This window comes from Salmonella sp. JXY0409-18 (assembly GCF_020268625.1).
Taxonomy (GTDB): Bacteria; Pseudomonadota; Gammaproteobacteria; order Enterobacterales; family Enterobacteriaceae; genus Salmonella; species Salmonella enterica.
Window position 1 is genome coordinate 1451229 of the sequence record NZ_CP084216.1, and the last position, 25363, is coordinate 1476591.

Annotated in this window: 26 protein-coding genes; 20 read left to right on the top strand and 6 right to left on the bottom strand. The window is 53.1% G+C overall.

Annotated features, from left to right (window positions below):
• The first annotated feature begins 45 nt into the window (after positions 1–45).
• The 9 genes from LDB27_RS06825 to hisP all read left to right on the top strand — a co-directional run bounded on the left by LDB27_RS06825 (position 46) and on the right by hisP (position 9087).
• Positions 46–1467: an APC family permease gene (locus tag LDB27_RS06825; protein ID WP_000072512.1), complete on the top strand. Its 1422-nt coding sequence runs from the start codon at positions 46–48 to the stop codon at positions 1465–1467.
• 1 nt (position 1468) lies between these two features.
• Complete coding sequence (locus LDB27_RS06830) at positions 1469–2572, top strand: alanine/ornithine racemase family PLP-dependent enzyme (protein ID WP_000281915.1); 1104 nt, start codon at positions 1469–1471, stop codon at positions 2570–2572.
• A gap of 63 nt (positions 2573–2635) precedes the next feature.
• Positions 2636–4042, top strand: a complete 1407-nt coding sequence (locus LDB27_RS06835; RefSeq protein ID WP_000380350.1) for an amino acid permease — start codon at positions 2636–2638, stop codon at positions 4040–4042.
• Positions 4043–4068: 26 nt separating this feature from the next.
• Positions 4069–4638, top strand: coding sequence for a UbiX family flavin prenyltransferase (locus LDB27_RS06840; protein WP_000825676.1), 570 nt, complete (start codon positions 4069–4071; stop codon positions 4636–4638).
• 288 nt (positions 4639–4926) lie between these two features.
• Positions 4927–5709 carry a lysine/arginine/ornithine ABC transporter substrate-binding protein ArgT gene (gene argT / locus LDB27_RS06845; RefSeq protein WP_000754423.1) on the top strand — a complete coding sequence of 261 codons (783 nt, stop codon included), beginning with the start codon at positions 4927–4929 and terminating at the stop codon, positions 5707–5709.
• 237 nt (positions 5710–5946) lie between these two features.
• A complete protein-coding gene (hisJ, locus tag LDB27_RS06850; protein ID WP_000731868.1) occupies positions 5947–6729 on the top strand; it encodes a histidine ABC transporter substrate-binding protein HisJ in 783 nt (260 codons plus the stop codon).
• 180 nt (positions 6730–6909) lie between these two features.
• Positions 6910–7596: a histidine ABC transporter permease HisQ gene (locus tag LDB27_RS06855; protein WP_000965498.1), complete on the top strand. Its 687-nt coding sequence runs from the start codon at positions 6910–6912 to the stop codon at positions 7594–7596.
• Positions 7593–8300, top strand: a complete 708-nt coding sequence (gene hisM, locus LDB27_RS06860) for a histidine ABC transporter permease HisM (RefSeq protein ID WP_000569771.1) — start codon at positions 7593–7595, stop codon at positions 8298–8300. Before LDB27_RS06855 ends, hisM begins: the two co-directional genes overlap by 4 nt.
• 13 nt (positions 8301–8313) lie before the next feature.
• Positions 8314–9087 carry a histidine ABC transporter ATP-binding protein HisP gene (hisP, locus tag LDB27_RS06865; protein ID WP_001293591.1) on the top strand — a complete coding sequence of 258 codons (774 nt, stop codon included), beginning with the start codon at positions 8314–8316 and terminating at the stop codon, positions 9085–9087.
• 51 nt (positions 9088–9138) lie between these two features.
• On the opposite strand, the gene LDB27_RS06870 is transcribed toward hisP, so the two are convergent.
• Both LDB27_RS06870 and yfcG read right to left on the bottom strand, forming a co-directional pair.
• Positions 9139–10032: a TIGR01777 family oxidoreductase gene (locus tag LDB27_RS06870; protein ID WP_001166272.1), complete on the bottom strand. Its 894-nt coding sequence runs from the start codon at positions 10030–10032 to the stop codon at positions 9139–9141.
• A gap of 125 nt (positions 10033–10157) precedes the next feature.
• Positions 10158–10805: a GSH-dependent disulfide bond oxidoreductase gene (gene yfcG / locus LDB27_RS06875; protein WP_000566563.1), complete on the bottom strand. Its 648-nt coding sequence runs from the start codon at positions 10803–10805 to the stop codon at positions 10158–10160.
• A 142-nt stretch (positions 10806–10947) separates the two neighbouring features.
• Between yfcG and yfcF the strand changes: the two genes are divergently transcribed.
• Genes yfcF through yfcD form a run of 3 tightly spaced genes read left to right on the top strand, consistent with a single transcriptional unit; the run spans position 10948 to position 12810 of the window.
• Positions 10948–11592 carry a glutathione transferase gene (gene yfcF, locus LDB27_RS06880; protein ID WP_000043011.1) on the top strand — a complete coding sequence of 215 codons (645 nt, stop codon included), beginning with the start codon at positions 10948–10950 and terminating at the stop codon, positions 11590–11592.
• Positions 11593–11647: 55 nt separating this feature from the next.
• Positions 11648–12199, top strand: a complete 552-nt coding sequence (yfcE, locus tag LDB27_RS06885) for a phosphodiesterase (RefSeq protein ID WP_000772458.1) — start codon at positions 11648–11650, stop codon at positions 12197–12199.
• Positions 12200–12255: 56 nt separating this feature from the next.
• A complete protein-coding gene (yfcD, locus tag LDB27_RS06890) occupies positions 12256–12810 on the top strand; it encodes an NUDIX hydrolase YfcD (protein ID WP_000230214.1) in 555 nt (184 codons plus the stop codon).
• Between the two features lie 5 nt (positions 12811–12815).
• On the opposite strand, the gene LDB27_RS06895 is transcribed toward yfcD, so the two are convergent.
• Positions 12816–13835 (bottom strand): LacI family DNA-binding transcriptional regulator, encoded by a 1020-nt coding sequence (locus tag LDB27_RS06895; RefSeq protein ID WP_000026949.1) that lies wholly within the window; start codon positions 13833–13835, stop codon positions 12816–12818.
• A gap of 252 nt (positions 13836–14087) precedes the next feature.
• Here LDB27_RS06895 and LDB27_RS06900 point away from each other — a divergent pair, with 252 nt between their 5' ends.
• The 5 genes from LDB27_RS06900 to LDB27_RS06920 all read left to right on the top strand — a co-directional run bounded on the left by LDB27_RS06900 (position 14088) and on the right by LDB27_RS06920 (position 18069).
• The gene (locus tag LDB27_RS06900; RefSeq protein WP_000901810.1) at positions 14088–14531 is read left to right on the top strand and encodes a PTS sugar transporter subunit IIA; all 444 of its coding nucleotides are present in this window, start codon (positions 14088–14090) and stop codon (positions 14529–14531) included.
• A gap of 80 nt (positions 14532–14611) precedes the next feature.
• Complete coding sequence (locus tag LDB27_RS06905) at positions 14612–14884, top strand: PTS sugar transporter subunit IIB (RefSeq protein WP_000699818.1); 273 nt, start codon at positions 14612–14614, stop codon at positions 14882–14884.
• Positions 14885–14904: 20 nt separating this feature from the next.
• Positions 14905–16296 (top strand): PTS ascorbate transporter subunit IIC, encoded by a 1392-nt coding sequence (locus tag LDB27_RS06910; RefSeq protein WP_001518515.1) that lies wholly within the window; start codon positions 14905–14907, stop codon positions 16294–16296.
• A complete protein-coding gene (locus LDB27_RS06915; RefSeq protein ID WP_001103261.1) occupies positions 16293–17123 on the top strand; it encodes a transketolase in 831 nt (276 codons plus the stop codon). The genes LDB27_RS06910 and LDB27_RS06915 overlap by 4 nt, the downstream gene beginning before the upstream one ends.
• Positions 17116–18069: a transketolase family protein gene (locus LDB27_RS06920; RefSeq protein ID WP_000593028.1), complete on the top strand. Its 954-nt coding sequence runs from the start codon at positions 17116–17118 to the stop codon at positions 18067–18069. The genes LDB27_RS06915 and LDB27_RS06920 overlap by 8 nt, the downstream gene beginning before the upstream one ends.
• Positions 18070–18117: 48 nt before the next feature.
• On the opposite strand, the gene yfcC is transcribed toward LDB27_RS06920, so the two are convergent.
• The 3 genes from yfcC to ackA all read right to left on the bottom strand — a co-directional run bounded on the left by yfcC (position 18118) and on the right by ackA (position 23279).
• Positions 18118–19638, bottom strand: a complete 1521-nt coding sequence (gene yfcC, locus LDB27_RS06925) for a putative basic amino acid antiporter YfcC (RefSeq protein ID WP_122066093.1) — start codon at positions 19636–19638, stop codon at positions 18118–18120.
• A gap of 217 nt (positions 19639–19855) precedes the next feature.
• Complete coding sequence (gene pta, locus LDB27_RS06930) at positions 19856–22000, bottom strand: phosphate acetyltransferase (protein ID WP_000086692.1); 2145 nt, start codon at positions 21998–22000, stop codon at positions 19856–19858.
• A 76-nt stretch (positions 22001–22076) separates the two neighbouring features.
• Entirely contained in the window at positions 22077–23279 is a 1203-nt protein-coding gene (gene ackA / locus LDB27_RS06935) for an acetate kinase (protein ID WP_000095689.1), read from the bottom strand.
• A gap of 339 nt (positions 23280–23618) precedes the next feature.
• Between ackA and yfbV the strand changes: the two genes are divergently transcribed.
• From yfbV to LDB27_RS06950, 3 genes are all read left to right on the top strand, one after another.
• Positions 23619–24074 (top strand): terminus macrodomain insulation protein YfbV, encoded by a 456-nt coding sequence (gene yfbV, locus LDB27_RS06940; RefSeq protein ID WP_225519931.1) that lies wholly within the window; start codon positions 23619–23621, stop codon positions 24072–24074.
• Between the two features lie 82 nt (positions 24075–24156).
• Positions 24157–24651: a YfbU family protein gene (locus tag LDB27_RS06945; RefSeq protein ID WP_000426135.1), complete on the top strand. Its 495-nt coding sequence runs from the start codon at positions 24157–24159 to the stop codon at positions 24649–24651.
• Positions 24644–25321: a sugar phosphatase gene (locus LDB27_RS06950; RefSeq protein WP_001555201.1), complete on the top strand. Its 678-nt coding sequence runs from the start codon at positions 24644–24646 to the stop codon at positions 25319–25321. The genes LDB27_RS06945 and LDB27_RS06950 overlap by 8 nt, the downstream gene beginning before the upstream one ends.
• Positions 25322–25363 lie beyond the last annotated feature (42 nt).

Consider the following 25363-nt stretch of genomic DNA (forward strand, 5'->3'; position numbering starts at 1 on the left):
ATAAGAAGAGGGCAGTGATGCCTGAATGCATAACAGGAGATGGCCATGAGTAACACGAATTCTGGCTTACTTGGCATCAAAGACATTGTCTTTATGAATGTCATCGCTATTCTGAGTTTGCGGCAAATCCCTAACGTGGCGCCTTACGGGGCATCGGCCATGTTGTTATGGGTGATAGCCGCATTCTGCTTGTTTTTTCCTTTAGCGATGGTATGCGGCGAGCTGTCAACCGGCTGGCCGAAAGATGGCGGGATATTTGTCTGGATTAAAGAGGCATTTGGTAAACGTATTGCATGGATTGTCGTGGTTTGTTTTCTCTTTTCCTGCGTACTGTTTTTCCCATTAATGCTGCAATTCGGCTTTACCGCGTTGGGCTATATGATCGGCGGCGGCCTGGCGGAAAATAAAGCATTTATCGGTATTGGTTCCGCGGTAATTTTCTGGCTATTAACGCTGATGAATATCCGCGGGATGGAATGGACAAAAATTATTAATAGCATCAGCGCCTGGTGCGGCGTATTTATTCCCTCCGCTATCCTCATTTTGCTGGCGGTGGTATGGCTATGTACCGGACACCAGATGCAGACGGACTACACTACAGCGAAAAACTGGATTCCGGATCTCGGACACTGGGATACGATCGTTTTCTTATCCAGCATGATGTTTGCGTTTGCCGGACTGGAGGTCGCCCCGATGATTGCTGGGCGTACCCGTAATCCACAGCGTGATTTTCCGCGAGCGATGGCCGTCTCCGCCGCCGTTATCGTTGGGATCTATATGGTCGGCACCTGGGCGCTAAACACGCTTTTACCCGCCGGGAAAACCGACATCGTGGCAGGCGTCATGCAGGCTATGCATGCTGCTGCGGACACGCTGCATATGCCGTGGTTAATTCCTGTTATGGCCATCTGTATGTTTTTTGGCGCTCTCGGGCAGATTAACTCCTGGCTGGTGGGGCCGATTTATATGCTCCAGGAAGCCTCGCGTGAAGATAATCTGCTGGGGGACCGAATCGGCAAATTACATCCGGTGTGGAAAACGCCCGCCTTTGCCTTGACTGTACAGGCGATTATCGTCACGGTCCTGTGTTTTTCGACTTTTATTTCGCCAAGCGTTGCGGCGGCCTACTGGATGTTAACGGCGCTAACGACCATCACCTATTTTATTCCTTATCTGGTGATGTTCCCGGCGTTCTGGCGTTTACGTAAGACTCAGCCGGATACGCCAAGAAGTTTTAAAATTCCGGGCAAGGTTTTACCGGCTATTTTACCCGCGCTGGGTTTTCTTTCTATAGCCTTTGCCGTTGCGCTGTTATTTATTCCGCCTTCTCAAATTGATATGGGCGGATATTTCCAGTACGCCGGGAAAATTATTGGCGGAGCCGTGCTGGCGGTTGTTGTCGCGGAGTACATTTACCATCGGGCGCAGAAACGTAATGCCCGTTTAAGCATGGCGGGAGGAAAATAAAATGTATATGCCAGTTCTGGAAATAAATCTACGCAAGCTGGAAGAAAACGCCCGCACGGAAAAAACTCTGCTGGCAAGCAGCGGTATTGACGTGATGGCTGTCAATAAAGTTTTTGACGGCTGCGTGGAAACCGCGCAGGCGGTGTTCAACGGCGGAATTACCGTTATTGCTGAATCACGAACCTATAATTTGAAAAAAATACGCGAGACAGGATGTACGACCTGCCTGTTACGCAGCCCGTGTCTGAGTGAAATCGAAGATGTGGTGCGCTACGCGGATATTAGTTTAAATAGCGAGCCGGTGGTATTACGGGCATTATCGCAGGAAGCCCAACGCCAGGGGAAAACGCATCAGGTATTACTGATGGTGGATATGGGCGATTTACGCGAGGGTATCTGGTTTGGTGAATATCAACGCATTCTTGAGACCGTGACTCTGATTACTGGTCTGCCCGGTCTGGAATTATATGGACTGGGCACCAACTTTAATTGTTACGGCACCGTGTTGCCAACGGTAAAAAATGGCGAGGATTTTCTGGCGCTGGCCGCCCGGCTGGAAGCCGACAGCGGTATTCCTGTCCGGCGGCTTTCTGCGGGAAACTGCACCAGCTATCACCTGCTGGATAAAGGTATCTGGCCGCAGGGGCTGAATCATCTGCGCATCGGCGGACTGCATGAATTCGGCATTGAATATGTGGACATGAAATACCTGAATGAATTTCACCACTCCGCAAAACCGGTCGATAAAGCCTGTTCCGATATGTATATCCTGGAAGCGGAAATCATCGAACTGAACAGTAAACCGACCGTCCCGGTCGGGGAGCTGGGCGTCGATGCCTTTTTGCAAAGTAAAACCTTTGTCGATCGTGGCATACGCCGACGCGCATTGCTGGCGTTTGGTCGCCAGGATGTGCCGTCGGATAACTGTGTGCCATGCGACGACGCTATCACTATCTTAGGGCAAACCAGCGATCATACGCTGGTGGATATTGAAGATTGTCGTCAGTCGCTAAAAGTAGGCGATGTGGTTCGCTTTGAGCTGGATTATACGGGCCTGTTAATGGCCTGCCAGACCAAAGGCGTCGCCTGGAGGTTTACGCGTTAACGCATAACCGCCGCGGCTATGTCGCGGCGGCATCTTTGACCTCACGAAAGACAGGGAGTAACGATGGATACCCTGCAACAATCACCGCCAGCAGAGCCTGAAGGCGGTCTGCGGCGTAACCTGAAGAAACGGCATCTGCTGATGATGTCGCTGGGCGGCACGATTGGCACCGGCTTATTTATCGGCATTGCCGAGCCGTTAAGCAGCGTCGGGCCGGCGGGAACCTTACTGGCCTATCTGTTTGCCGGAACCATTATGCTGGCGACGATGATGTGTCTTGGCGAATTATCATGCGCCTTTCCTCACTCCGGTTCATTTCAACATTACGCGCTGATGTTTATGCCGTCACCTTGCTGGAGCTATACCATTGGCTGGCTTTACTGGTTTAGCTGGGTCTTTTCCCTGGCAGCCGACCTCACTGCCGCAGGGTTTATTGCTCACCAGTTTTTCCCCGCGGTTCCGGTATATATGTTCTGCCTGGCGATTCTGCTCATCCTGACGGCCATCAATCTTACCTCCGCAAAAAGTTTTGGCGAATGCGAATACTGGCTTTCGGCCATTAAGGTCTTCGCGATCGTGCTGTTTATCTGCGCGGGCGGGGTCATGATCTACTCGCTAATGGGCCATAGCGACTGGCACCCGACATTAAAAGCAGACGGAATGTGGTTTCCCCACGGTTGGGAGCAAATTGTGGTCTGTATGACGATCGTGATTTACTCCTTCCAGGGGGTGGAACTGGTAGGAAATGCGGCAGGGGAGACCGAATCGCCGCACATTATTTTACCGAAAGTGATCCTGGGGATCGGTCTCAGAATCATTTTGTTTTACGGCCTGGCGATTGCGGTGCTGGCGCTGGTCTATCCGCATGAACTGACGCCAAATGGACAAAGTCCCTTTGTATGGGTATTCTCCCACGCGGGCATTCCGGGGGCGGATACGCTGATGACGCTGGTGATCTTTTCCGCCGCGGTTTCTGCCGCTAACTCGGCCATTTACGCCAGTTCGCGTATGCTGTGGTCTATGGCGGGCGATCGCTTTGCGCCAGCCTGCTTTGGTAAAACGAACGGCGGCGGCGTGCCGGTGTATGCTATTTTAATCACGGCCTTGCTGGCGTTGGTGTCGTTGCTGACCCGCTATATTCCTGCACAGCAATTTTATTTATATCTGATCGCCAGTACCGGGCAGGTGGGTTGCCTGGCATGGATAACCATCGGATGGTGCCAGTATCGCTTCCGACAATCGGTGCGTAATGGAACGTACGCCAGCGATTTGCTACGCTACAGATCGCCGCTTTTCCCCTGGACGGCCCGATTTGTCATTATCACCAATTTTGCCATTATGGTCGGCACCTGGTTTAGTGAGCAAGGGGTAGTGATAATGTTGGTTGAGCTGGCTTTTATGATAGGGATTCTTTTGTCATGGTATCTCTTCAGACCCACTTTGAGCCGATTACGTAACACAGTGGGATGAACGGCGCTCGTAAACGGTAAGAGAACATGAAACGACTCATTGTAGGAATTAGCGGCGCCAGCGGAGCGATTTATGGCGTGCGCTTATTACAAATTTTGCGCGATGTCGATAGCGTGGAAACGCATCTGGTGATGAGCCAGGCGGCCCGGCAAACGCTGGCGCTGGAGACCGATTTTTCGCTGCGCGAGGTGCAGGCGCTGGCCGATGTGACGCACGATGCGCGCGACATTGCCGCCAGCATTTCCTCGGGCTCTTACCCGACGGCGGGAATGGTTATCTTGCCCTGTTCGATTAAAACGCTGTCGGGGATTGTCCACAGTTATACTGACGGACTGCTTACCCGCGCGGCGGATGTGATATTAAAAGAGCGGCGACCTCTGGTGCTGTGTGTGCGCGAAACGCCGCTGCATATCGGGCATTTGCGTTTAATGACCCAGGCCGCTGAGATAGGCGCGGTGATTATGCCGCCGGTTCCGGCTTTTTATCATCTTCCTCAGACGTTAGATGATATTATAAATCAAACGGTTAACCGAGTTTTGGATCAGTTTGATATCCCCCTTCCGCACGATCTTTTTGTTCGCTGGCAGGGCGCATAGCGTTGTCTGTTTAGCGTGCATTATTGTCCCTGTTGCCCTGTTTCAGGGCAATTTTGTAACCGCGATCATATCCTCAACATTTAATTCGTTAAAAGCCGCCGAAACGCTGCGGTTCAACCGTCATACCTGCTATCTTCAACATCAGGACAATATTGCAACGTTTTATTAACAAATTTAACGTCGAATCGTTTTGCTGACGTGAAAATGGCATAAGACCTGCATGAAAAAGTCTGCAAACACACAACACCACGTAAAACATAAGAAAATGACGCCACTTGAGGGGTATGTATGAAGAAGACCGTTCTCGCTTTGTCTTTGCTGATAGGTCTGGGCGCGACGGCGGCCAGTTACGCCGCGCTCCCGCAAACGGTTCGTATTGGAACAGATACCACCTACGCGCCTTTCTCATCAAAAGATGCCAAAGGCGAGTTTATTGGCTTTGATATCGATCTCGGTAATGAAATGTGTAAGCGTATGCAGGTGAAATGTACCTGGGTCGCCAGCGACTTTGATGCGCTTATTCCCTCACTAAAAGCGAAAAAAATTGATGCCATTATTTCATCGCTCTCTATCACCGATAAACGCCAGCAAGAAATTGCGTTTTCCGACAAACTTTACGCGGCGGATTCACGTCTGATTGCGGCAAAAGGGTCTCCCATTCAGCCGACGCTGGAATCGCTGAAAGGCAAGCATGTCGGCGTGCTGCAAGGGTCCACGCAAGAGGCTTACGCCAATGATAACTGGCGCACTAAAGGTGTGGATGTGGTGGCTTATGCCAACCAGGATCTTATCTATTCCGATTTAACCGCCGGTCGCCTGGATGCTGCATTGCAGGATGAAGTCGCCGCCAGCGAAGGATTCCTGAAGCAGCCAGCGGGCAAAGAGTATGCGTTTGCCGGTCCTTCCGTGAAGGATAAAAAATATTTTGGCGACGGGACGGGGGTTGGGCTGCGCAAAGACGATACCGAGCTAAAAGCCGCGTTTGATAAAGCGCTGACCGAACTGCGCCAGGACGGAACTTACGACAAAATGGCCAAAAAGTACTTCGATTTTAATGTCTACGGCGATTGAGAAAAGGGGATAACGCGCCGCGATGGGGAACTATCACGGTGCAAAATAGATGTTTTGCACCTTTTTGGTGCATAAGCCGTTGCGGAACAGGCACATAAATGCATACTTAATCGATTTTTATGCAAAATAAACCGGCTGACAAGGTAGAATGCTTTGCCTTGTCGGCCTGATTAATGGCACGATAGTCGCATCGGATCTGTAAAGATCTCCTGGAAAGACAGTCTGTTGAGGATAGTTATGAAAAAACTGGCGTTATCCCTTTCTCTGGTGCTGGCATTTTCCAGCGCTACCGCAGCATTTGCCGCTATTCCACAAAAGATTCGTATCGGTACCGATCCTACATACGCACCGTTTGAATCCAAAAATGCACAAGGTGAATTGGTCGGCTTTGATATCGATCTGGCCAAAGAGCTGTGCAAACGTATCAACACACAGTGTACGTTCGTGGAAAACCCGCTGGATGCGCTGATTCCGTCTTTAAAAGCGAAGAAAATTGATGCCATCATGTCCTCGCTGTCCATCACTGAAAAGCGCCAGCAGGAAATCGCGTTTACCGACAAGCTTTACGCCGCTGATTCCCGTCTGGTGGTGGCGAAGAACTCTGATATTCAGCCGACCGTCGCGTCGCTGAAAGGCAAGCGCGTCGGCGTGCTACAGGGGACAACGCAGGAGACCTTCGGCAATGAGCACTGGGCGCCGAAAGGGATTGAGATCGTCTCTTACCAGGGGCAGGACAACATTTATTCCGATCTGACGGCTGGCCGTATTGATGCAGCGTTCCAGGACGAGGTCGCGGCCAGCGAAGGTTTCCTTAAACAGCCCGTCGGAAAAGACTATAAATTCGGCGGCCCGGCGGTGAAAGATGAGAAGTTATTCGGCGTAGGAACCGGTATGGGGCTGCGCAAAGAGGATAACGAGCTGCGCGAAGCGCTGAACAAAGCCTTTGCTGAAATGCGTGCTGACGGTACTTACGAAAAGCTGGCGAAAAAGTACTTTGATTTTGATGTTTATGGCGGTTAATCACCGTCGGTGCAGATAAAGCCCAAAGAATGTTGACTGTCTGCATTGCCTGATGGCGCTGTGCATGTCAGGCCTACGGAGCATCGTAGGTCGGGAAAGGCACAGCCGCCATCCGGCGTGATGTGAGGCAAAAATGCAAAAGAGGCTTCTTACTTCACCACACACAACAGGACAGGCTGCATGTTGTACGGGTTTTCAGGCGTAATTTTACAGGGCGCGATCGTCACGCTGGAACTGGCGCTCAGTTCCGTGGTGCTGGCCGTGCTTATCGGTCTTGTCGGCGCGGGGGCGAAGCTTTCGCAAAACCGGGTAACGGGGCTTATTTTTGAAGGATACACCACCCTGATTCGCGGGGTGCCGGATCTGGTCTTAATGCTGCTGATATTTTACGGATTGCAAATCGCGCTTAACGTGGTGACCGATTCGCTGGGTATCGACCAGATAGATATTGATCCGATGGTGGCCGGTATTATCACCCTTGGTTTCATCTACGGCGCCTATTTTACCGAAACCTTTCGCGGCGCGTTTATGGCGGTGCCGAAAGGCCATATCGAGGCGGCGACGGCCTTTGGTTTTACCCACGGGCAAACCTTCCGGCGGATTATGTTCCCGGCGATGATGCGTTACGCCCTGCCGGGGATCGGCAATAACTGGCAGGTGATACTCAAAGCGACGGCGCTGGTGTCGCTGCTGGGCCTGGAAGATGTCGTCAAAGCCACGCAGCTTGCCGGCAAAAGCACCTGGGAGCCTTTCTATTTTGCCGTGGTCTGTGGACTCATCTACCTGGTATTTACCACCGTTTCCAATGGTGTGCTGCTCTTACTTGAGCGTCGCTATTCCGTGGGCGTGAAGAGGGCCGATTTGTGATTGAGATCATTCAGGAGTACTGGAAATCCCTGCTGTGGACGGATGGCTATCGTTTTACCGGCGTGGCGATTACGCTGTGGCTGTTAATTTCATCGGTGGTGATGGGCGGTCTTCTGGCGGTGATTCTGGCGGTAGGCCGCGTTTCCAGTAATAAATTCATCCGTTTTCCCATCTGGCTGTTTACGTATATTTTTCGCGGCACGCCGCTGTACGTACAGCTACTGGTGTTCTATTCGGGAATGTATACGCTGGAGATAGTCAAAGGCACCGATCTTCTTAACGCGTTTTTCCGCAGCGGACTGAACTGTACCGTACTGGCGCTGACGCTGAATACCTGCGCGTACACCACGGAAATTTTCGCCGGGGCGATTCGCTCGGTGCCGCACGGTGAAATTGAAGCGGCACGGGCCTATGGCTTCTCGTCATTTAAAATGTATCGCTGCATTATTTTGCCGTCGGCATTACGCATCGCCTTGCCTGCCTACAGCAACGAAGTGATTTTAATGCTGCACTCTACGGCGCTGGCGTTTACCGCGACGGTGCCGGATTTGTTGAAAATCGCCCGCGATATTAACTCAGCGACTTACCAGCCGTTTACCGCGTTTGGCATTGCCGCCGTGTTGTATTTACTCATTTCGTATGTCCTGATAAGCCTGTTCCGTCGGGCGGAAAGACGCTGGTTGCAGCACGTGTCCTCTAAATAATTCGAGTAACATGATGTCAGAAAATAAATTACACGTTATCGATTTGCACAAACGCTACGGCGGTCATGAAGTGCTGAAAGGGGTATCGCTGCAGGCCCGCGCCGGAGATGTGATTAGCATTATCGGCTCGTCCGGCTCCGGTAAAAGTACTTTTTTGCGCTGTATTAACTTCCTCGAAAAACCGAGCGAAGGCGCGATTATCGTGAACGGTCAGAACATTAATCTGGTCCGCGATAAAGACGGGCAGCTCAAAGTGGCGGATAAAAATCAGCTACGCTTGTTGCGTACCCGCCTGACGATGGTGTTTCAGCACTTCAACCTCTGGAGCCACATGACGGTGCTGGAAAATGTGATGGAAGCGCCGATTCAGGTACTGGGATTAAGCAAGCACGACGCGCGCGAGCGGGCGTTGAAATATCTGGCGAAGGTGGGGATTGATGAGCGCGCTCAGGGCAAATATCCCGTCCATCTCTCCGGCGGCCAACAGCAGCGCGTTTCTATTGCGCGTGCGCTGGCGATGGAGCCTGACGTTTTACTGTTCGATGAACCCACATCGGCACTCGATCCTGAACTGGTCGGCGAAGTGTTGCGCATCATGCAACAACTGGCGGAAGAAGGCAAAACGATGGTGGTGGTCACGCATGAAATGGGCTTCGCTCGCCATGTCTCTTCGCACGTTATTTTTCTGCATCAGGGGAAAATTGAAGAAGAGGGTGATCCGGAGCAGGTGTTCGGCAATCCGCAAAGCCCGCGTTTACAGCAATTCCTGAAAGGCTCGCTGAAATAAAAGAAGCCCGGCGGCGCATCGCTTACCGGGCAGGATACGGCGCTTTGGGAACTAGCGAATCACATCCGCCAGCGCCTCTTCTAAATCATACCAGCGAAATGCGAATCCGGCGGCTTCAAGCCGTTTTGGCAGCGCCCGCTGTCCGCCCAGCACCAGCACTGACGACTCTCCCATCAATAAGCGAATTGCCGTCGCCGGAATGCGAATAATCGCCGGACGGCGCAGCGCGCGACCCAGCGCATGAGCAAAATGCTCATTATGGACGGGATACGGCGAGACCATATTGAAGGGACCGCGAAGATCGTTATCCAGCAGCCACAGGATGCCGTTGACCATATCGTCGATGTGAATCCAGGCCAGATATTGTCGACCATTACCCACCGGACCGCCGAGCCCGAGGCGAAACGGCGGAACCATTTTCCCCAGAATCCCGCCTTGCGGCGCCAGGACAACGCCGGTACGCAGCAGGCAGACGCGGGTCTGGTCGCTCTGCGCACGACAGGCAATCTGTTCCCAGCGGGCGCAAAGTTTATGCGTAAATTCGTTGTGCGGCGGCTCATCTTCAGTGACGACAGCGTCGCCCAGATCGCCGTAATAGCCCGTGGCGGAGCCGGATATCAACACCGAGGGCGGCGTTGCGCTGGCATGAATTAAATCCACCAACTTTTGCGTGATAGCCCAGCGGCTTTGGCACAACCGTTCTTTTTGTTGCGACGTCCAGCGCTTGTCGGCAATCGGTTCGCCCGCCAGATTGATGATGGCATCAATCTCATTGAGGTGCTCACGTTCCGCCAGCCCTTTCCATAATGTCACTCTGGAATCGAGAATCTGACGCGCGTTATCGGGATTGCGCGTAACGACCGTCACCTGATGCCCCAGTGTTAGCAGCCGGGGAATGAGATGACGCCCTATCAGGCCCGTACCGCCGGTAATCAGAATCTGCATATGACCTCCAGAGTAGGGAGGATTTCCTCTTCCCTAATGTCAGGTTTTTAATACGAATAAGGGTGCCGGACGCAGGTTTTTTCCGTGTATACACCTCTACATCATACATGATGTATGCTACCGCGTTACGCTTTCGTACTGTTACAGTGCAGTTGCGCTTGTAACAGTGCGCGCGCTGTCGCAGGACGCGTGCGAATGCGTTCAAACCAGTTATACACCGCCGGGTAGGTATCAAGATCGATTCGCTGACGCTGATGTGCGTTAACCCACGGCCAACTGGCGATATCCGCAATACTGTAGTGGTCGCCGCCCAGCCACGGGGAGGTTTCCAGGCGTTTATTCAGGACGTTGTATAAGCGTTGCGTTTCAACCTGATAGCGTTCAATCGCATAGGGGATGGCCTGCGGCGCAAAATGGTTAAAGTGATGATTCTGGCCCAGCATCGGCCCTAACCCGCCGACCTGCCAGAACAGCCATTGCAGTGTGGTATGGCGTTCACGCAGCTCCCCGCTAAGCAGTTTGCCGCTTTTTTCCGCCAGGTAGAGAAGAATTTCACCGGATTCAAAAAGACTAAGCGGTTGACCGCCGTCTGCCGGGGCGTGATCGACGATGGCAGGAATTTTATTATTGGGAGAGATAGCCAAAAAATCAGGGCGAAACTGATTGCCCTTGCTGATATCTACTTTTAGCAAACGATACGCCAGCTCCGCCTCTTCCAGAAACAGCGTTATTTTATGCCCGTTGGGCGTGGGGGCGTAGTAAAGGTCAATCATTTTGGCTCCTGCATGTGCGTAAAGAGTCTGGGCTGAATTAAGTATAGAAAGCCTCCTGATGTGTGTGAGTTTTCATCAGGTGACAGCAGGCGAAAGACGCTATATTTTGGGAAGAAACTTAATACGCCCTCAAGAGGACATTATGAGTAAGCCTGTTATTGTGCTGTGGTCGGATGCGAACTTTTTCTCTCCCTACGTCTTGTCCGCCTGGGTGGCATTACAAGAAAAAGGGCTTTCCTTTACTCTGAAAACCCGCGATCTGGACCAGGGAGAACATCTGCAACCTGGCTGGCGGGGATATGCGCTGACGCAGCGCGTACCGGTGCTTGAGGCCGACAATTTTGAGCTGAGCGAGTCGTCCGCTATTGCGGAATACCTGGAGGAGCGTTTCGCGCCGCCGCAGTGGGAGCGTATCTACCCGCACGATTTACAAAAACGCGCCCGCGCGCGACAGATTCAGGCGTGGCTACGCAGCGATTTACTGCCGCTTCGCGAAGAACGGCCTACCGACGTGGTGTTTGCCGGGGCGAAAAAAGCGCCGCTAAGCGAGGCTGGAAAAGCCAGTGCGGCAAAACTGTTTGCGACGGCTGAAGCGCTATTGGGGCAGGGGACGCAAAATTTATTTGGTGAATGGTGCATTGCCGATACCGATCTGGCATTGATGATCAATCGTCTGGCGCTGCATGGCGATGACGTGCCGGCATCGCTGTCGGCATATGCGACATTCCAGTGGCAGCGTGCTTCCGTACAGCGTTTTATTGCGCTTTCCTCGAAGCGTTCAGGCTGAAAATCTATTCATATTCCAGTATCATAACGCCGTTTTTCACAACGAGGAGTGAGCGATGAAACTGATGTTCGCATCGGACATTCATGGTTCTTTACCCGCCACGGAACGCGTGCTTGAGCGGTTCGCGCAAAGCGGCGCGCGTTGGCTGGTGATATTAGGCGACGTCCTTAACCACGGGCCGCGAAATGCGCTGCCTGAAGGCTATGCGCCCGCCCAGGTCGCCGAACGCCTGAACGCGGTGGCGACGCAAATCATTGCCGTGCGCGGCAACTGCGATAGCGAAGTGGATCAGATGCTGCTGCATTTCCCGATAACTGCGCCGTGGCAGCAAATATTGACGCAAGAGAGGCGGCTATTTTTAACGCATGGGCACCTCTTCGGGCCGACGAATCTGCCCGCTCTGCATACTGGCGATGTGTTGGTCTATGGTCATACGCATCTGCCGGTGGCGCAACAGCAGGAAGGACTGTATCACTTTAATCCTGGGTCAGTGAGCATCCCGAAAGGCGGGTATGCGGCAAGCTACGGTATTCTGGATGATAATGTGTTGAGCGTAATCGCACTCAATGATCAAAGTATCATTGCGCAGGTTGCAATTAACTCGTAATTTACCTCACAAACGTAAATGCGCCGTAAGAGCGCCAGAAATAAGAAGGTTTCCTGATGGTGGAACAGCGTCGTTTGGCAAGTACGGAATGGGTGGATATTGTGAATGAAGACAATGAAGTCATTGCACAGTCCAGCCGGGAACAGATGCGTGCGCAACGCTTACGGCATCGTGCGACGTATATCGTCGTTCATGATGGTATGGGTAAAATTCTGGTGCAGCGTCGTACCGAAACAAAAGATTTTTTGCCCGGTATGTTAGATGCTACCGCAGGCGGCGTGGTCCAGGCTGATGAGCAGCTACTGGAATCTGCCCGCCGCGAAGCGGAAGAAGAGTTGGGTATTGCAGGCGTGCCGTTTGCCGAACACGGTCTGTTTTACTTTGAAGACCCACATTGCCGGGTTTGGGGCGCTCTGTTTAGCTGCGTTTCCCACGGGCCTTTCGCGCTTCAGGAAGATGAAGTCAGCGAAGTGTGTTGGCTGACTCCGGAGGAGATCACCGCGCGCTGTGATGAGTTTACGCCGGACTCGCTCAAAGCGCTGGCGCTGTGGATGACCCGCAACGCCAAAAACGAAGCCGCGCTCCAGGAGAAACCGGAAGAGACGGAATAAGCGTTTTAGCAGCTTTCCCGCATACATAAACTGGAGGCGATGGATTTTCGATCGCTCCAGTTTCCCTGATTTAACCTTTCCAACAGCGCCCGTCCGGCTTCACTGCCAATCTTACGGTGCGGTACGGCCATGGTGGTTAACGGCGGCTGGCAGACCCGGCTGACATCGCTATCGCCAAACCCGACCACCGCTAAATCGTCCGGAACTTTGATCCGCCGTCGTTGGCACTCGTATAACGCGCCGCAGGCCAGCTCATCCGATACGCATACCAGCGCGTCCAGCTCCGGCCACGCCAGTAAAAACTCCGGCAGTTGCGACGCGCCGGTAGAAAAATTGGGCGGCAAGGCGGCATTAATCACCCGGTTTGGCGACATATGGTGGCGAAGCATCGCTTTGTACCAGCCGTGCAGATGTTGCTGAAAAATCCACTGCTCCTGATTGGCGCATAGTAGCCCGATATTCTGATAACCGCGCTGAATCAGCATTTCCGTCAGCTCATACATTGCCGCAACGTTATCAATACCGATATTCATATCAATAGGATCGCTGCGAATCGCGCCCATCTCCATCACCGGGATAGAGGCATTTTTCAGCCACTGGCGCACAGTAGTGCTATGTTCGACGCTAAGCAGAATCGCCGCGGCAATGTTGGAGGCCAGCAGCGTTTCGAGCAGCTTCTCCTCTTGTTCCACGCGATGCTGCGATTCCGCCAGCATAATCTGGTAGCCTGCGGGCTGTAAAATTTGTTGCAGCCCGGCGAACATTTCAGAACACCCCGCTTCCGCAAGGTTCGGTACGACCATCGCGATGGTGTGCGAGGAGGCAGACGCCAGCGCGCTGGCGGCGAGATTAGGCATATAGCCCAGCTCATGCACTGCCGCTTCGATTTTTTCCCGGAGTTTATCAGAGACCTGTTCCGGCGTGCGTAAGGCTCGTGATACGGTCATCGTGCCTACACCGGCAAGTTGGGCTACATCGGCGATAGTCACTTTACCGGTACTGCGCCGTTTACGGGGTATCGACATACAAATTCCTGCGTCATTACAACATGTTGAGATGCTTTTTTATTGTCGTTCTTTGCTTCGCATAATTGGCAGTATACGCCTTAAATCCGCTTTTTTGCTGTGATTTCACACCATGATTTTAATTTGATAGCGCTATCACAATTTTGAGTAATAGTCGCTGGTAGCGCTATCTTTGTGATAACGATCGCAGCTAATATCGAATGGCTTGAATAAAGTTTGTTCATAATTTCATACACCGTGGGGGCGAATAACATGCTGGGAACCTGGTTATCTGACGCAACCATCACGCTACAGGAGAGCGTGGAAACGTGGCCGCAGGCGCTGGAAATTTGCGGCAAACCCCTGCTGGACGCAGGTGTTATCGCACCGGAATACATTACGGCGATTGTTCAGCAGCACCAAAAGCTTGGGCCGTATTATGTATTAGCGCCAGGGTTAGCGATGCCGCATGCGAGGCCGGAAGAGGGGGCGAAAGGGTTAGGTTTATCGTTACTGAAACTACAGCGCGGCGTTTCATTTGGCGCAGACGAATTCGATCCGGTTGACATCATTATTATGCTGGCGGCGCCTGATAAGCACAGTCATATCGAAATGATATCGGCGCTGGCGGAATTATTTTCCAGTGATGTAGATATGGAAAAATTACATCAGGCAAAAAACCTGGAGGACATTAAAACGATTATTGACCGTTTCTGATTTTATTCCATTTTCTTGCGGTAAATAACATTACGCCCGTGCGTGATGCAGACCAACTCTACTTTTAAAAGGTGACAATAATGAAAATCATGGCAATTTGCGGTTCCGGCCTGGGTAGTAGTTTTATGGTAGAAATGAACATTAAAAAAGTATTAAAGAAACTCAATATTGACGCTGAAGTGGAACACTCCGATCTCTCATCGGCCACGCCCGGGGCCGCCGATCTTTTTGTAATGGCCAAAGATATTGCGGCCAGCGCCAGCGTACCGGAAAGCCAACTGGTGGTGATCAATAACATCATCGACATCAACGAACTGGAAACGCAGCTGCGCGCATGGTTCGCTAAACAATAATTATTGCTGGCGAGGTGGATATGTTTATCCTTGAAACGCTGAATTTTGTTGTTGATATTTTAAAAGTGCCCTCGGTGCTTGTAGGATTAATTGCGCTGATTGGTCTGGTGGCGCAGAAAAAAGCGTTTTCCGATGTGGTAAAAGGCACGATTAAAACCATTTTAGGTTTTATTGTGCTTGGCGGTGGCGCAACCGTACTGGTGGGTTCATTAAATCCGCTAGGGGGTATGTTTGAACACGCTTTTAATATTCAGGGCATTATTCCTAATAATGAAGCGATAGTTTCAATCGCGCTGGAAAAATATGGTGCGTCCACGGCGTTAATTATGGCATTTGGTATGGTGGCCAATATTGTCGTGGCGCGCTTTACGCGTCTTAAATATATCTTTTTGACCGGGCATCACACCTTTTACATGGCCTGTATGATTGGCGTAATCCTGACCGTGGCGGGGTTTGAGGGCGTAGGGCTGGTCTTCACCGGATCGCTGATCCTGGGGCTGGTGATGGCCTTCTTCCCGGCGTTGGCCCAACGTTATATGAGGCGGATTACCGGTACCGATGACATTGCGTTTGGTCACTTCGGTACCCTGGGATATGTGCTTTCCGGCTGGATTGGCAGCCTGTGTGGTAAAGGCTCCCGCTCCACGGAAGAGATGAACCTGCCGAAAAACCTCAGTTTTTTACGCGACAGTTCTATCTCGATTTCGCTGACCATGATGATTATCTATCTGATCATGGCAGTCAGCGCAGGGCGTGAGTATGTCGAAGCGACGTTTAGCGGCGGGCAAAACTATCTGGTGTACGCCATCATCATGGCAATCACCTTCGCCGCCGGCGTATTCATCATTCTGCAAGGCGTCCGTCTGATTCTGGCGGAAATTGTTCCGGCCTTTACCGGATTTTCAGAAAAACTGGTGCCAAACGCGCGTCCGGCGCTGGACTGCCCGGTGGTGTATCCCTATGCCCCTAACGCGGTACTGATTGGCTTCCTGTTCAGTTTTCTCGGCGGGCTGGTGGGGTTGTTCCTGCTTGGACAGATGAAGCTTGTGTTAATCCTGCCAGGCGTTGTGCCGCACTTCTTTACCGGCGCGACCGCAGGCGTCTTTGGCAATGCCACCGGCGGTCGCCGCGGGGCGATGATTGGCGCATTTGCTAATGGTCTATTAATCACTTTCCTGCCAGTGCTGTTACTGCCGGTTCTCGGCGCGATCGGCTTCGCCAATACCACGTTCTCGGATGCTGACTTTGGTGTAATCGGTATTTTGCTGGGCAACCTGGCGCGTTATCTGTCGCCGATGGCTATCACGGGGCTGGTGGTGGCGCTATTCGCGCTACTGGTGGCGTACAACGTGTTGGCCAAAAACAAAAAAGCGAATGCCGAAGTGCAGGAAAATAGCGGAGCGAAAGAATGAACGTAACCGAAATCACCCAACTGGCGCGCGACATTCGCGTCGCCACGCTCAAATCCTTAAACCATCTTGGCTTTGGTCACTATGGCGGCAGCATGTCGGTAGTGGAAACTCTGGCGGTTCTGTACGGCGCGGTGATGAAAATCGACCCTGCCGACCCGGACTGGCCGGAACGCGATTACTTCGTACTGTCGAAAGGCCATGCGGGCCCCGCGTTGTACAGTACCCTGGCGATTAAAGGCTATTTCCCGCGCGAAGAGCTGAATACGCTTAACCAGAACGGCACCCGTCTTCCCAGCCATCCGGATCGGCTAAAAACGCGCGGCGTGGACGCCACGACCGGCTCACTGGGACAGGGCATCTCTATTGCTGGCGGTATGGCGCTGTCGCATAAACTGGCGCGGCGACCCAACCGGGTATTTTGCATTGTCGGCGATGGCGAGCTCAATGAAGGGCAGTGCTGGGAGGCGTTTCAGTTTATTGCCCACCACCGCCTGAATAATCTGACCGTTTTCATTGACTGGAATAAACAGCAGCTTGACGGCGAGCTGGAGGAGATTATCAATCCGTTCGATCTGGAAGGGAAATTCCGCGCGTTTGATTTCGATGTCGTCACCGTCAAAGGCGATGATATCGCCGGACTACTGGCGGTGGTTCAGCCAGTGCCGCCCGCTGATGCCCGACCAAGGGTAGTGATCCTTGACAGCATTAAAGGGCAGGGGGTGCCATGCCTGGAGCAGTTAACGAATTCTCACCACTTACGCCTGACGGATGGCATGAAGCAGACGCTCAATGAGGCCATTCATCAACTGGAGGTCATGCATGATTAAGCTTGCGCCCGCAGGGCTTAAAGACGATATCGAAATGCGCAAAGTTTACGCCGGTTTTGTCGCCGGGCAGATTGAGGCCGGAAGCCCAATTATTGCGCTTGAGGCTGATTTAATGAGCTCAATGGCGATGGATAGCGTGGCGCGTGACTACCCGCAGCATGTCATTAACTGCGGTATTATGGAGGCGAATGTGATTGGCACTGCGGCGGGGCTGGCGCTGACCGGTCGTAAACCGTTTGTGCATACCTTTACCGCTTTTGCCAGCCGTCGCTGTTTTGATCAGCTCTTCATGGCGCTGGATTATCAGCGTAACAACGTCAAAGTGATCGCCTCCGATGCCGGAGTGACGGCGTGCCATAACGGCGGCACCCATATGTCTTTTGAAGATATGGGGATTGTTCGCGGGCTGGCGCACTCCGTAGTACTGGAGGTGACGGATGCGGTGATGTTCGCGGATATTTTACGCCAGCTAATGGACCTGGACGGTTTTTACTGGCTACGTACTATCCGTAAGCAGGCGCGGAGTATCTATGCGCCAGGCTCTACCTTTACCATTGGCAAGGGCAACGTACTGCGCGAGGGCGATGATATTACGCTTATCGCCAACGGTATTATGGTGACGGAGGCGCTGGAGGCGGCGCGCCAACTGGAGCAGGAAGGCGTGAGCGCCGCGGTCATTGATATGTTCACCTTAAAGCCTATCGATCGCATGTTGGTGAAAAACTACGCGGAAAAAACGCGGCGTATCGTCACGTGTGAAAACCACAGCATCCATAATGGACTGGGGTCAGCGGTGGCAGAAGTGCTGGTGGAAAACTGCCCGGTGCCGATGCGCCGTGTTGGCGTCAAAGAGCGTTATGGGCAGGTAGGAACGCAGGATTTCTTACAACAAGAGTACGGACTCACCGCCGCAGCGATTGTAGAAGCCGCGAAATCACTGCTTTAATCATGGAGATATTGCCGGATGGCGCTGATGCTCATCCGGCATTTTAGATCAATGATATCCCATCATCTGCGCGCCAATGACGACCACGCTGGACATAATAAACAGTAGTCCCAGCAGCGACGCCCCCACTTTCAGCCAGTTGCGAAAATCGACCCGGCACACGCCCAGTGTGGCCATCAGCGAGGCCGATGTCGGATAGATAATATGGCTGAAGCCATCGCCAAACTGGAAGGCCAGAACAGTCACCTGACGGTTAACACCGACCAGATCGCCGAGCGGCGCCAGTAATGGCATGGTTAACGCCGCCTGACCCGAACCGGACGTGACAAAGAAATTAAATACCGCCTGGAAGAGCAGCATAAACCAGGCGGCGATAGCATTATTAAGCCCGCTGATGCCATGCGCGATACTGTTAAGCAGCGTATTGAGCACGCTGGGTTCCCCGGCTTCGCCGTTGCCGACCAGCAGCAGAATGCCTTTGGCAAAACCCACCAGCAAGGCGGGCGCAATCATCATCCTCGCCCCTTCGGTGAATGAGGACGCCATCACGTTGACCGTCATACCGTTGAGGCGGAAGATAACGCCGATGAGGCCGATCACCACGCCCATGGTGAAAAACTGGCTGGCGATCTCCGGAATAAACCAGGCGTGGACAATCACACCCCAGACGACCCAAATCATTACGCCGGTCAGGACCAGCAGTACCAGCCAGTCACCGAAGGTGAAAGGGCGCTGGACGACTTCATCCTGCTGTTCGCGGAAATAGCGATCGGATTCGTGGACGCGGGAAAGCAGCGGATTCTTTTTCACGCGTGAGGCGTAGACCAGCGTAAAAACCAGCCCAATCAGCGTGGCGACAATCCAGACCACAATACGCAGCCCGGAGCCGGAAAGTACCGGCACGCCGGCAATCCCCTGGGCGACGACTACGCAGAAAGGGTTCATCCACGAACTGGCAAAGCCAATTTGGGTGGCGATATAGGTCACCAGGACGGTGGTAATGCTGTCATAGCCCAGCCTGACCATCAGCGGGGCTATGATAATTGCAAAGGCGACCGCCTCTTCGCCCATGCCAAATACGGCGCCCCCTAACGAAAAGAGGACAAATAGCACCGGAATAAACAGGACTTCGTTGCCCCGCGTGTGGCGAATAAGCGCCAGAATGCCGTTATCCACGGTGCCGGTACGCATCACGATGCCGAATGCGCCGCCAATCACCAACATAAACATAATGATGCCGACGGCCGTGCCGAATTTCGATCCGGATGTTAACCCTTCAAACGGAAAATTCATCAGTCCTAGTCTTTCATCGCCGGTAGTGAAAAATTGTACGCGATGATACTGCGCTTCCCCGGCCTCATTGGTCACAATGCGAAAAGAGTGCGGGTCGACGACTTTGCGGGTTTTTGTCTGGCCATCGACCTGATACTGCACTTCCTGGCTATCAAACATCCCAACGGGGACGACCCAGGTGGCGATACTGGTTAAAATGGCGACAAAAAAGATGATGACCAGCGTATCGGGCATTGCCCATTTTCTGGCTGTTTTTGATTCTGTAACGACAGACATGACAGACTATCCCTGTTGCAAAGCAAAGAGGCTAAGTATGAGAAGAAGGGAATAGTTATTCATTGATGCAGCGCAGTTAAGCAAAAAATTCCGCTTTGCAGGGTAAATAGCAGAATGCCGGATGGCGATGCTAACGCGTCTTATCCGGCCTACAACGGTATTTCACCTGTAGGCCGGACAAGGCGTTCACGCCGCCATCCGGCATTAGCTTTTACTGTTACTGCTGCTGTTGAGAAGCCTGGATCGCCGTCAGGGCGATGGTGTAGACGATATCGTCAACCAGCGCGCCACGGGACAGGTCGTTCACCGGCTTGCGCATACCCTGCAGCATCGGCCCGATGGAGATCAGGTCGGCAGAACGTTGCACCGCTTTGTAGGTGGTGTTACCGGTGTTCAGATCCGGGAAAATGAACACGGTAGCGCGACCCGCAACCGGCGAGTTCGGCGCTTTGGATTTCGCGACGTCAGCCATGACCGCGGCGTCGTACTGCAACGGACCGTCGATCATCAGGTCAGGACGTTTTTCCTGCGCCAGACGCGTCGCTTCACGTACTTTCTCTACGTCGCTGCCTGCGCCAGAGGTGCCGGTGGAGTAGGAGAGCATTGCCACACGCGGTTCGATGCCGAAGGCAATGGCGGAATCCGCAGACTGAATCGCGATTTCTGCCAGCTGCTCTGCAGTCGGGTCTGGGTTGATTGCGCAGTCGCCGTAAACGTAAACCTGCTCCGGCAGTAGCATAAAGAACACAGAAGAGACCAGGGAGCTACCCGGCGCCGTTTTAATAAGCTGCAGCGGCGGACGGATGGTGTTGGCGGTGGTATGAACCGCGCCGGAAACCAGACCGTCGACTTCGTCTTGCTCCAGCATCAGCGTGCCGAGCACCACGTTGTCTTCCAGCTGCTCGCGGGCAACCGGTTCGGTCATGCCTTTGCTCTTACGCAGCTCAACCAGGCGAGCGACATAGCTTTCACGCACCACTTCCGGATCGACGATTTCAATACCTGCGCCCAGCTCAACGCCCTGAGATGCCGCGACACGGTTGATTTCATCCGGGTTGCCCAGCAGTACGCAAGTGGCGATGCCGCGTTCAGCGCAGATTGCCGCCGCTTTGACGGTACGCGGTTCGTCGCCTTCCGGCAGCACTACGCGTTTACCGGCTTTACGCGCCAGCTCAGTCAGTTGGTAGCGGAACGCCGGCGGAGAGAGACGACGGCTACGCTCGGAAGTGGCGGTCAGCGACTCGATCCACTCAGCGTTAACGTAGTTCGCGACGTATTCCTGAACTTTCTCAATGCGCTCATGGTCATCAACCGGGACTTCCAGATTGAAGCTTTGCAGGCTCAGTGAAGTCTGCCAGGTGTTGGTGTTCACCATAAAGACCGGCAGACCGGTGGCGAATGCGCGTTCGCACAGTTTAGAAATGCGCGCGTCCATTTCATAGCCGCCGGTCAGCAGCAGGGCGCCGATTTCTACGCCGTTCATCGCGGCCAGGCAAGCTGCGACCAGTACGTCCGGACGGTCAGCGGAGGTCACTAACAACGATCCTGCGCGGAAATGTTCCAGCATATGCGGAATACTACGCGCGCAGAACGTGACGGATTTAACGCGGCGGGTTTTGATATCGCCTTCGTTAATGATGGTGGCGTTCAGGTGACGCGCCATATCGATAGCGCGGGTCGCAATCAGGTCGAAACTCCACGGCACCGCGCCCAGAACCGGCAGCGGGCTGGATTCCTGCAGTTTAGCAGGATCGATTTTGATCACCTGTGCTTTGGAAGAGTCGTCAAAGATCTCCGACAGATCCGGGCGAGTACGGCCTTGTTCATCAACCGGCGCATTCAGTTTGTTGATGATAACGCCGGTGATGTTGGTATTTTTCGCGCCGCCGAAGCTGCTGCGCGTCAATTCGATACGCTCGTTCAGCTGTTCTGGCGTGTCGGTCCCCTGAGACATGACAAAAACGATTTCCGCATTCAGCGTTTTCGCGATTTCATAGTTCAGAGACTGAGCGAACTGATGTTTACGGGTCGGAACCAGACCTTCAACCAGCACCACTTCCGCGTCTTTGGTATTCGCATGGTAGTTCGCGATGATCTCTTCCATCAGCACGTCTTTCTGGTTGCTGGAGAGCAGAGATTCAACGTGGCTCATCTTCAGCGGTTCAGCCGCCGGCAGGGTAGAGTTCGCGCGAACGATAGTGGTGGTCTGGTCAGGCGCATCGCCGCCAGCGCGAGGCTGGGCGATAGGCTTAAAGACGCTCAGACGAACGCCTTTGCGTTCCATAGCACGGATGACGCCGAGGCTGACGCTGGTCAGGCCGACGCTGGTTCCGGTAGGGATCAGCATAATAATACGGGACACGGTTTATCCTCTTTCGTTACCGTCTTTTGGAGACGGGTTACAAAACAGCACCGCCAGCGAGGCTGGCGGTGTCAAATCAGGCAGTCAGACGGCTCGCGTCCTGCGCGATAACCAGTTCTTCGTTGGTTGGGATCACCACCGCCGGACGGGTACCTTCTTTGTTGATGAAACCAGATTTGCCGAAGCGGGCCGCCAGGTTACGTTCGTGGTCGACTTCAAAGCCCAGCACGCCCAGTTTACCCAGAGACAGTTCGCGAACCATCGCGGCGTTTTCACCGATACCGCCGGTGAACACGACTGCATCCAGACGACCGTCCATCAGAGCGGTGTAAGAACCGATGTACTTCGCCAGGCGGTGGCAGTAAACGTCCATCGCACGTTTTGCGTCTTCTTTGGTGGCGTAGTTGTCTTCAACATAACGGCAGTCGCTGGTCACTTCAGTCAGACCCAGCAGACCGGACTCTTTGGTCAGCATTTTGTTGATCTGATCTACGCTCATGCCCAGAGTGTCGTGCAGGTGGAAGATAATCGCAGGGTCGATATCGCCGGAACGGGTACCCATGACCAGGCCTTCCAGCGGGGTCAGACCCATAGAGGTATCCACGCATTTACCGTTACGGATAGCAGAAACAGAACCGCCGTTGCCCAGGTGGCAGGTGATAATGTTCAGTTCTTCTACCGGCTTGTTCAGCATTTTTGCCGCTTCCTGAGTTACATAGAAGTGGCTGGTGCCGTGTGCGCCATAGCGACGAACGCCGTGTTCTTTATACAGGCTGTACGGCAGGGCATACAGGTAAGATTCTTCCGGCATGGTCTGATGGAAGGCGGTGTCGAATACTGCAACGTTTTTATCTTTCAGCTGCGGGAAAGATTTCAGCGCTTCGGCGATACCAATCAGGTGAGCCGGGTTATGCAGCGGTGCGAAAGAGGCGGAATCTTTGATGCCCTGAATGACGGACTCATCAATGACTACGGAACTGGTATACTTCTCGCCGCCGTGTACGATACGGTGACCAATTGCAGTTAACTGCGCAGACAGTTCTGGTTTTTGTGCCAGAATAGTGTTAACGATAAAGTTCAGCGCTTCACTGTGAGCGGCGCCTGCACCTAAAGCCGCTTCTTGTTTACTGCCGTCCATTTTCCATTTGATGCGTGCTTCTGGCAGATGGAAACATTCGGCTAAACCAGAAAGGTATTCATCACCATTAACTGCATCAATAATTGCAAATTTCAGTGAAGAACTACCGCAGTTCAGAACCAGTACTAACTTACTCGACATGGAAGTACCTATTTATGATACGTGGCTAAAAAAACGTCAGTGAGCCATAGAGCGTAGCGCATGATAGCCCTGACATTTATGATTAACATCATGCGCAGGAGTTTTTTTGGGCATGATGGAAGAAATACCTTTGAGTCTATGCCATTTTGCGTATTTTTCAGCCAATGGCATACTATGTGTAATATTGACGACTCAATGATTTTAAACTACCGGCCTTTGACAGGCCGACACAGGATACCTGATAGTGGGTATCGAAGACAAAATGTTTTGAACGTTGTCCCTCGCAGTTGTTGTTTTGCACAAATTTTTTAAATTTTATATGTGAAGTTGAGGTAGGCCATGTCGACACCGGATAATCGCTCCGTAAATTTTTTTAGCTTATTTCGCCGGGGGCAACACTACGCGAAGACGTGGCCGATGGAAAAACGGCTGGCGCCCGTTTTCGTCGAAAACCGCGTCATTCGTATGACGCGCTATGCCATACGATTTATGCCGCCTGTCGCCGTCTTTACATTATGCTGGCAGATAGCGCTGGGCGGTCAGTTAGGTCCGGCCCTGGCGACCGCCCTGTTCGCCCTGAGCTTGCCTATGCAGGGATTATGGTGGTTAGGGAAACGTTCCGTGACGCCGTTGCCGCCTTCAATCCTTAACTGGTTTTACGAAGTTCGCGGTAAATTGCAGGAGGCTGGACAAGCGCTGGCGCCGGTAGAAGGAAAGCCGGATTACCAGGCATTAGCTGACACGCTTAAGCGCGCCTTCAAACAACTGGATAAAACTTTCCTGGATGATTTGTAATTGACCCCGGATTACGCATATAAAAGAAGGCATACCAATGCCTTCTTTTTTTCATCGCTATAGCGTGATACAGGAGTTCAAAATGGAAATGACCAACGCGCAACGTCTGATTTTGTCTAACCAGTACAAAATGATGACGATGCTCGATCCCACCAACGCCGAGCGTTACCGTCGCTTACAAACAATTATTGAACGCGGCTACGGCCTGCAGATGCGCGAGCTGGATCGCGAGTTTGGCGAGCTGACGGAAGAGACCTGTCGTACCATCATCGATATTATGGAGATGTACCATGCGCTGCACGTCTCCTGGACCAACCTCAAAGATACGCAAGCCATCGACGAACGTCGCGTCACCTTCCTGGGGTTTGACGCCGCGACGGAAGCGCGTTACCTCGGCTATGTCCGTTTTATGGTGAATATAGAAGGACGCTACACTCACTTTGACGCCGGGACGCACGGCTTTAATGCCCAGACGCCGATGTGGGAAAAATACCAGCGGATGTTGAATGTCTGGCATGCCTGCCCGCGTCAGTACCACCTGAGCGCGAATGAAATCAATCAAATCATTAATGCCTGAGGAGGCTCGCGTGCAGTGTAAAGGTTTTCTGTTTGATCTGGATGGAACGTTGGTTGACTCATTACCTGCCGTCGAACGCGCGTGGTGTAGCTGGGCCGATCGTTTTAACCTTGCTCATGATGAGGTGCTGGGCTTTATTCATGGCAAACAGGCGATCACCTCGTTGCGGCATTTTATGGCGGGTAAATCGGAGGCGGAAATTGCCGCTGAGTTTACGCGCCTGGAGCAAATAGAAGCCACTGAAACCGCAGGGATCACCGCGCTGCCGGGGGCAGTCGATTTACTCAATCACCTGAATAAAGCGGGCATTCCGTGGGCTATCGTCACCTCCGGTTCAATGCCGGTCGCGCGTGCGCGCCATCAGGTCGCGGGCCTTCCAGCGCCAGAGGTGTTTGTCACCGCCGAACGAGTCAAACGCGGCAAACCGGAGCCGGATGCGTATTTGCTGGGCGCACAACTGCTTGGCCTGGCCCCTCAGGAGTGCGTCGTAGTAGAAGATGCCCCGGCTGGCGTGCTGTCCGGACTGGCTGCGGGCTGCCACGTCATTGCGGTCAATGCGCCGGCCGACACGCCGCGTCTGGCGGATGTTGATTTTGCGTTGGATAGCCTGACGCAATTATCGGTCGCTAAACAACCAAACGGCGATGTGGTGGTGTTAAGAAAGACCTGATCATGATATCGCCCCGCTTTGGCGGGGCATATTTATGGCAGA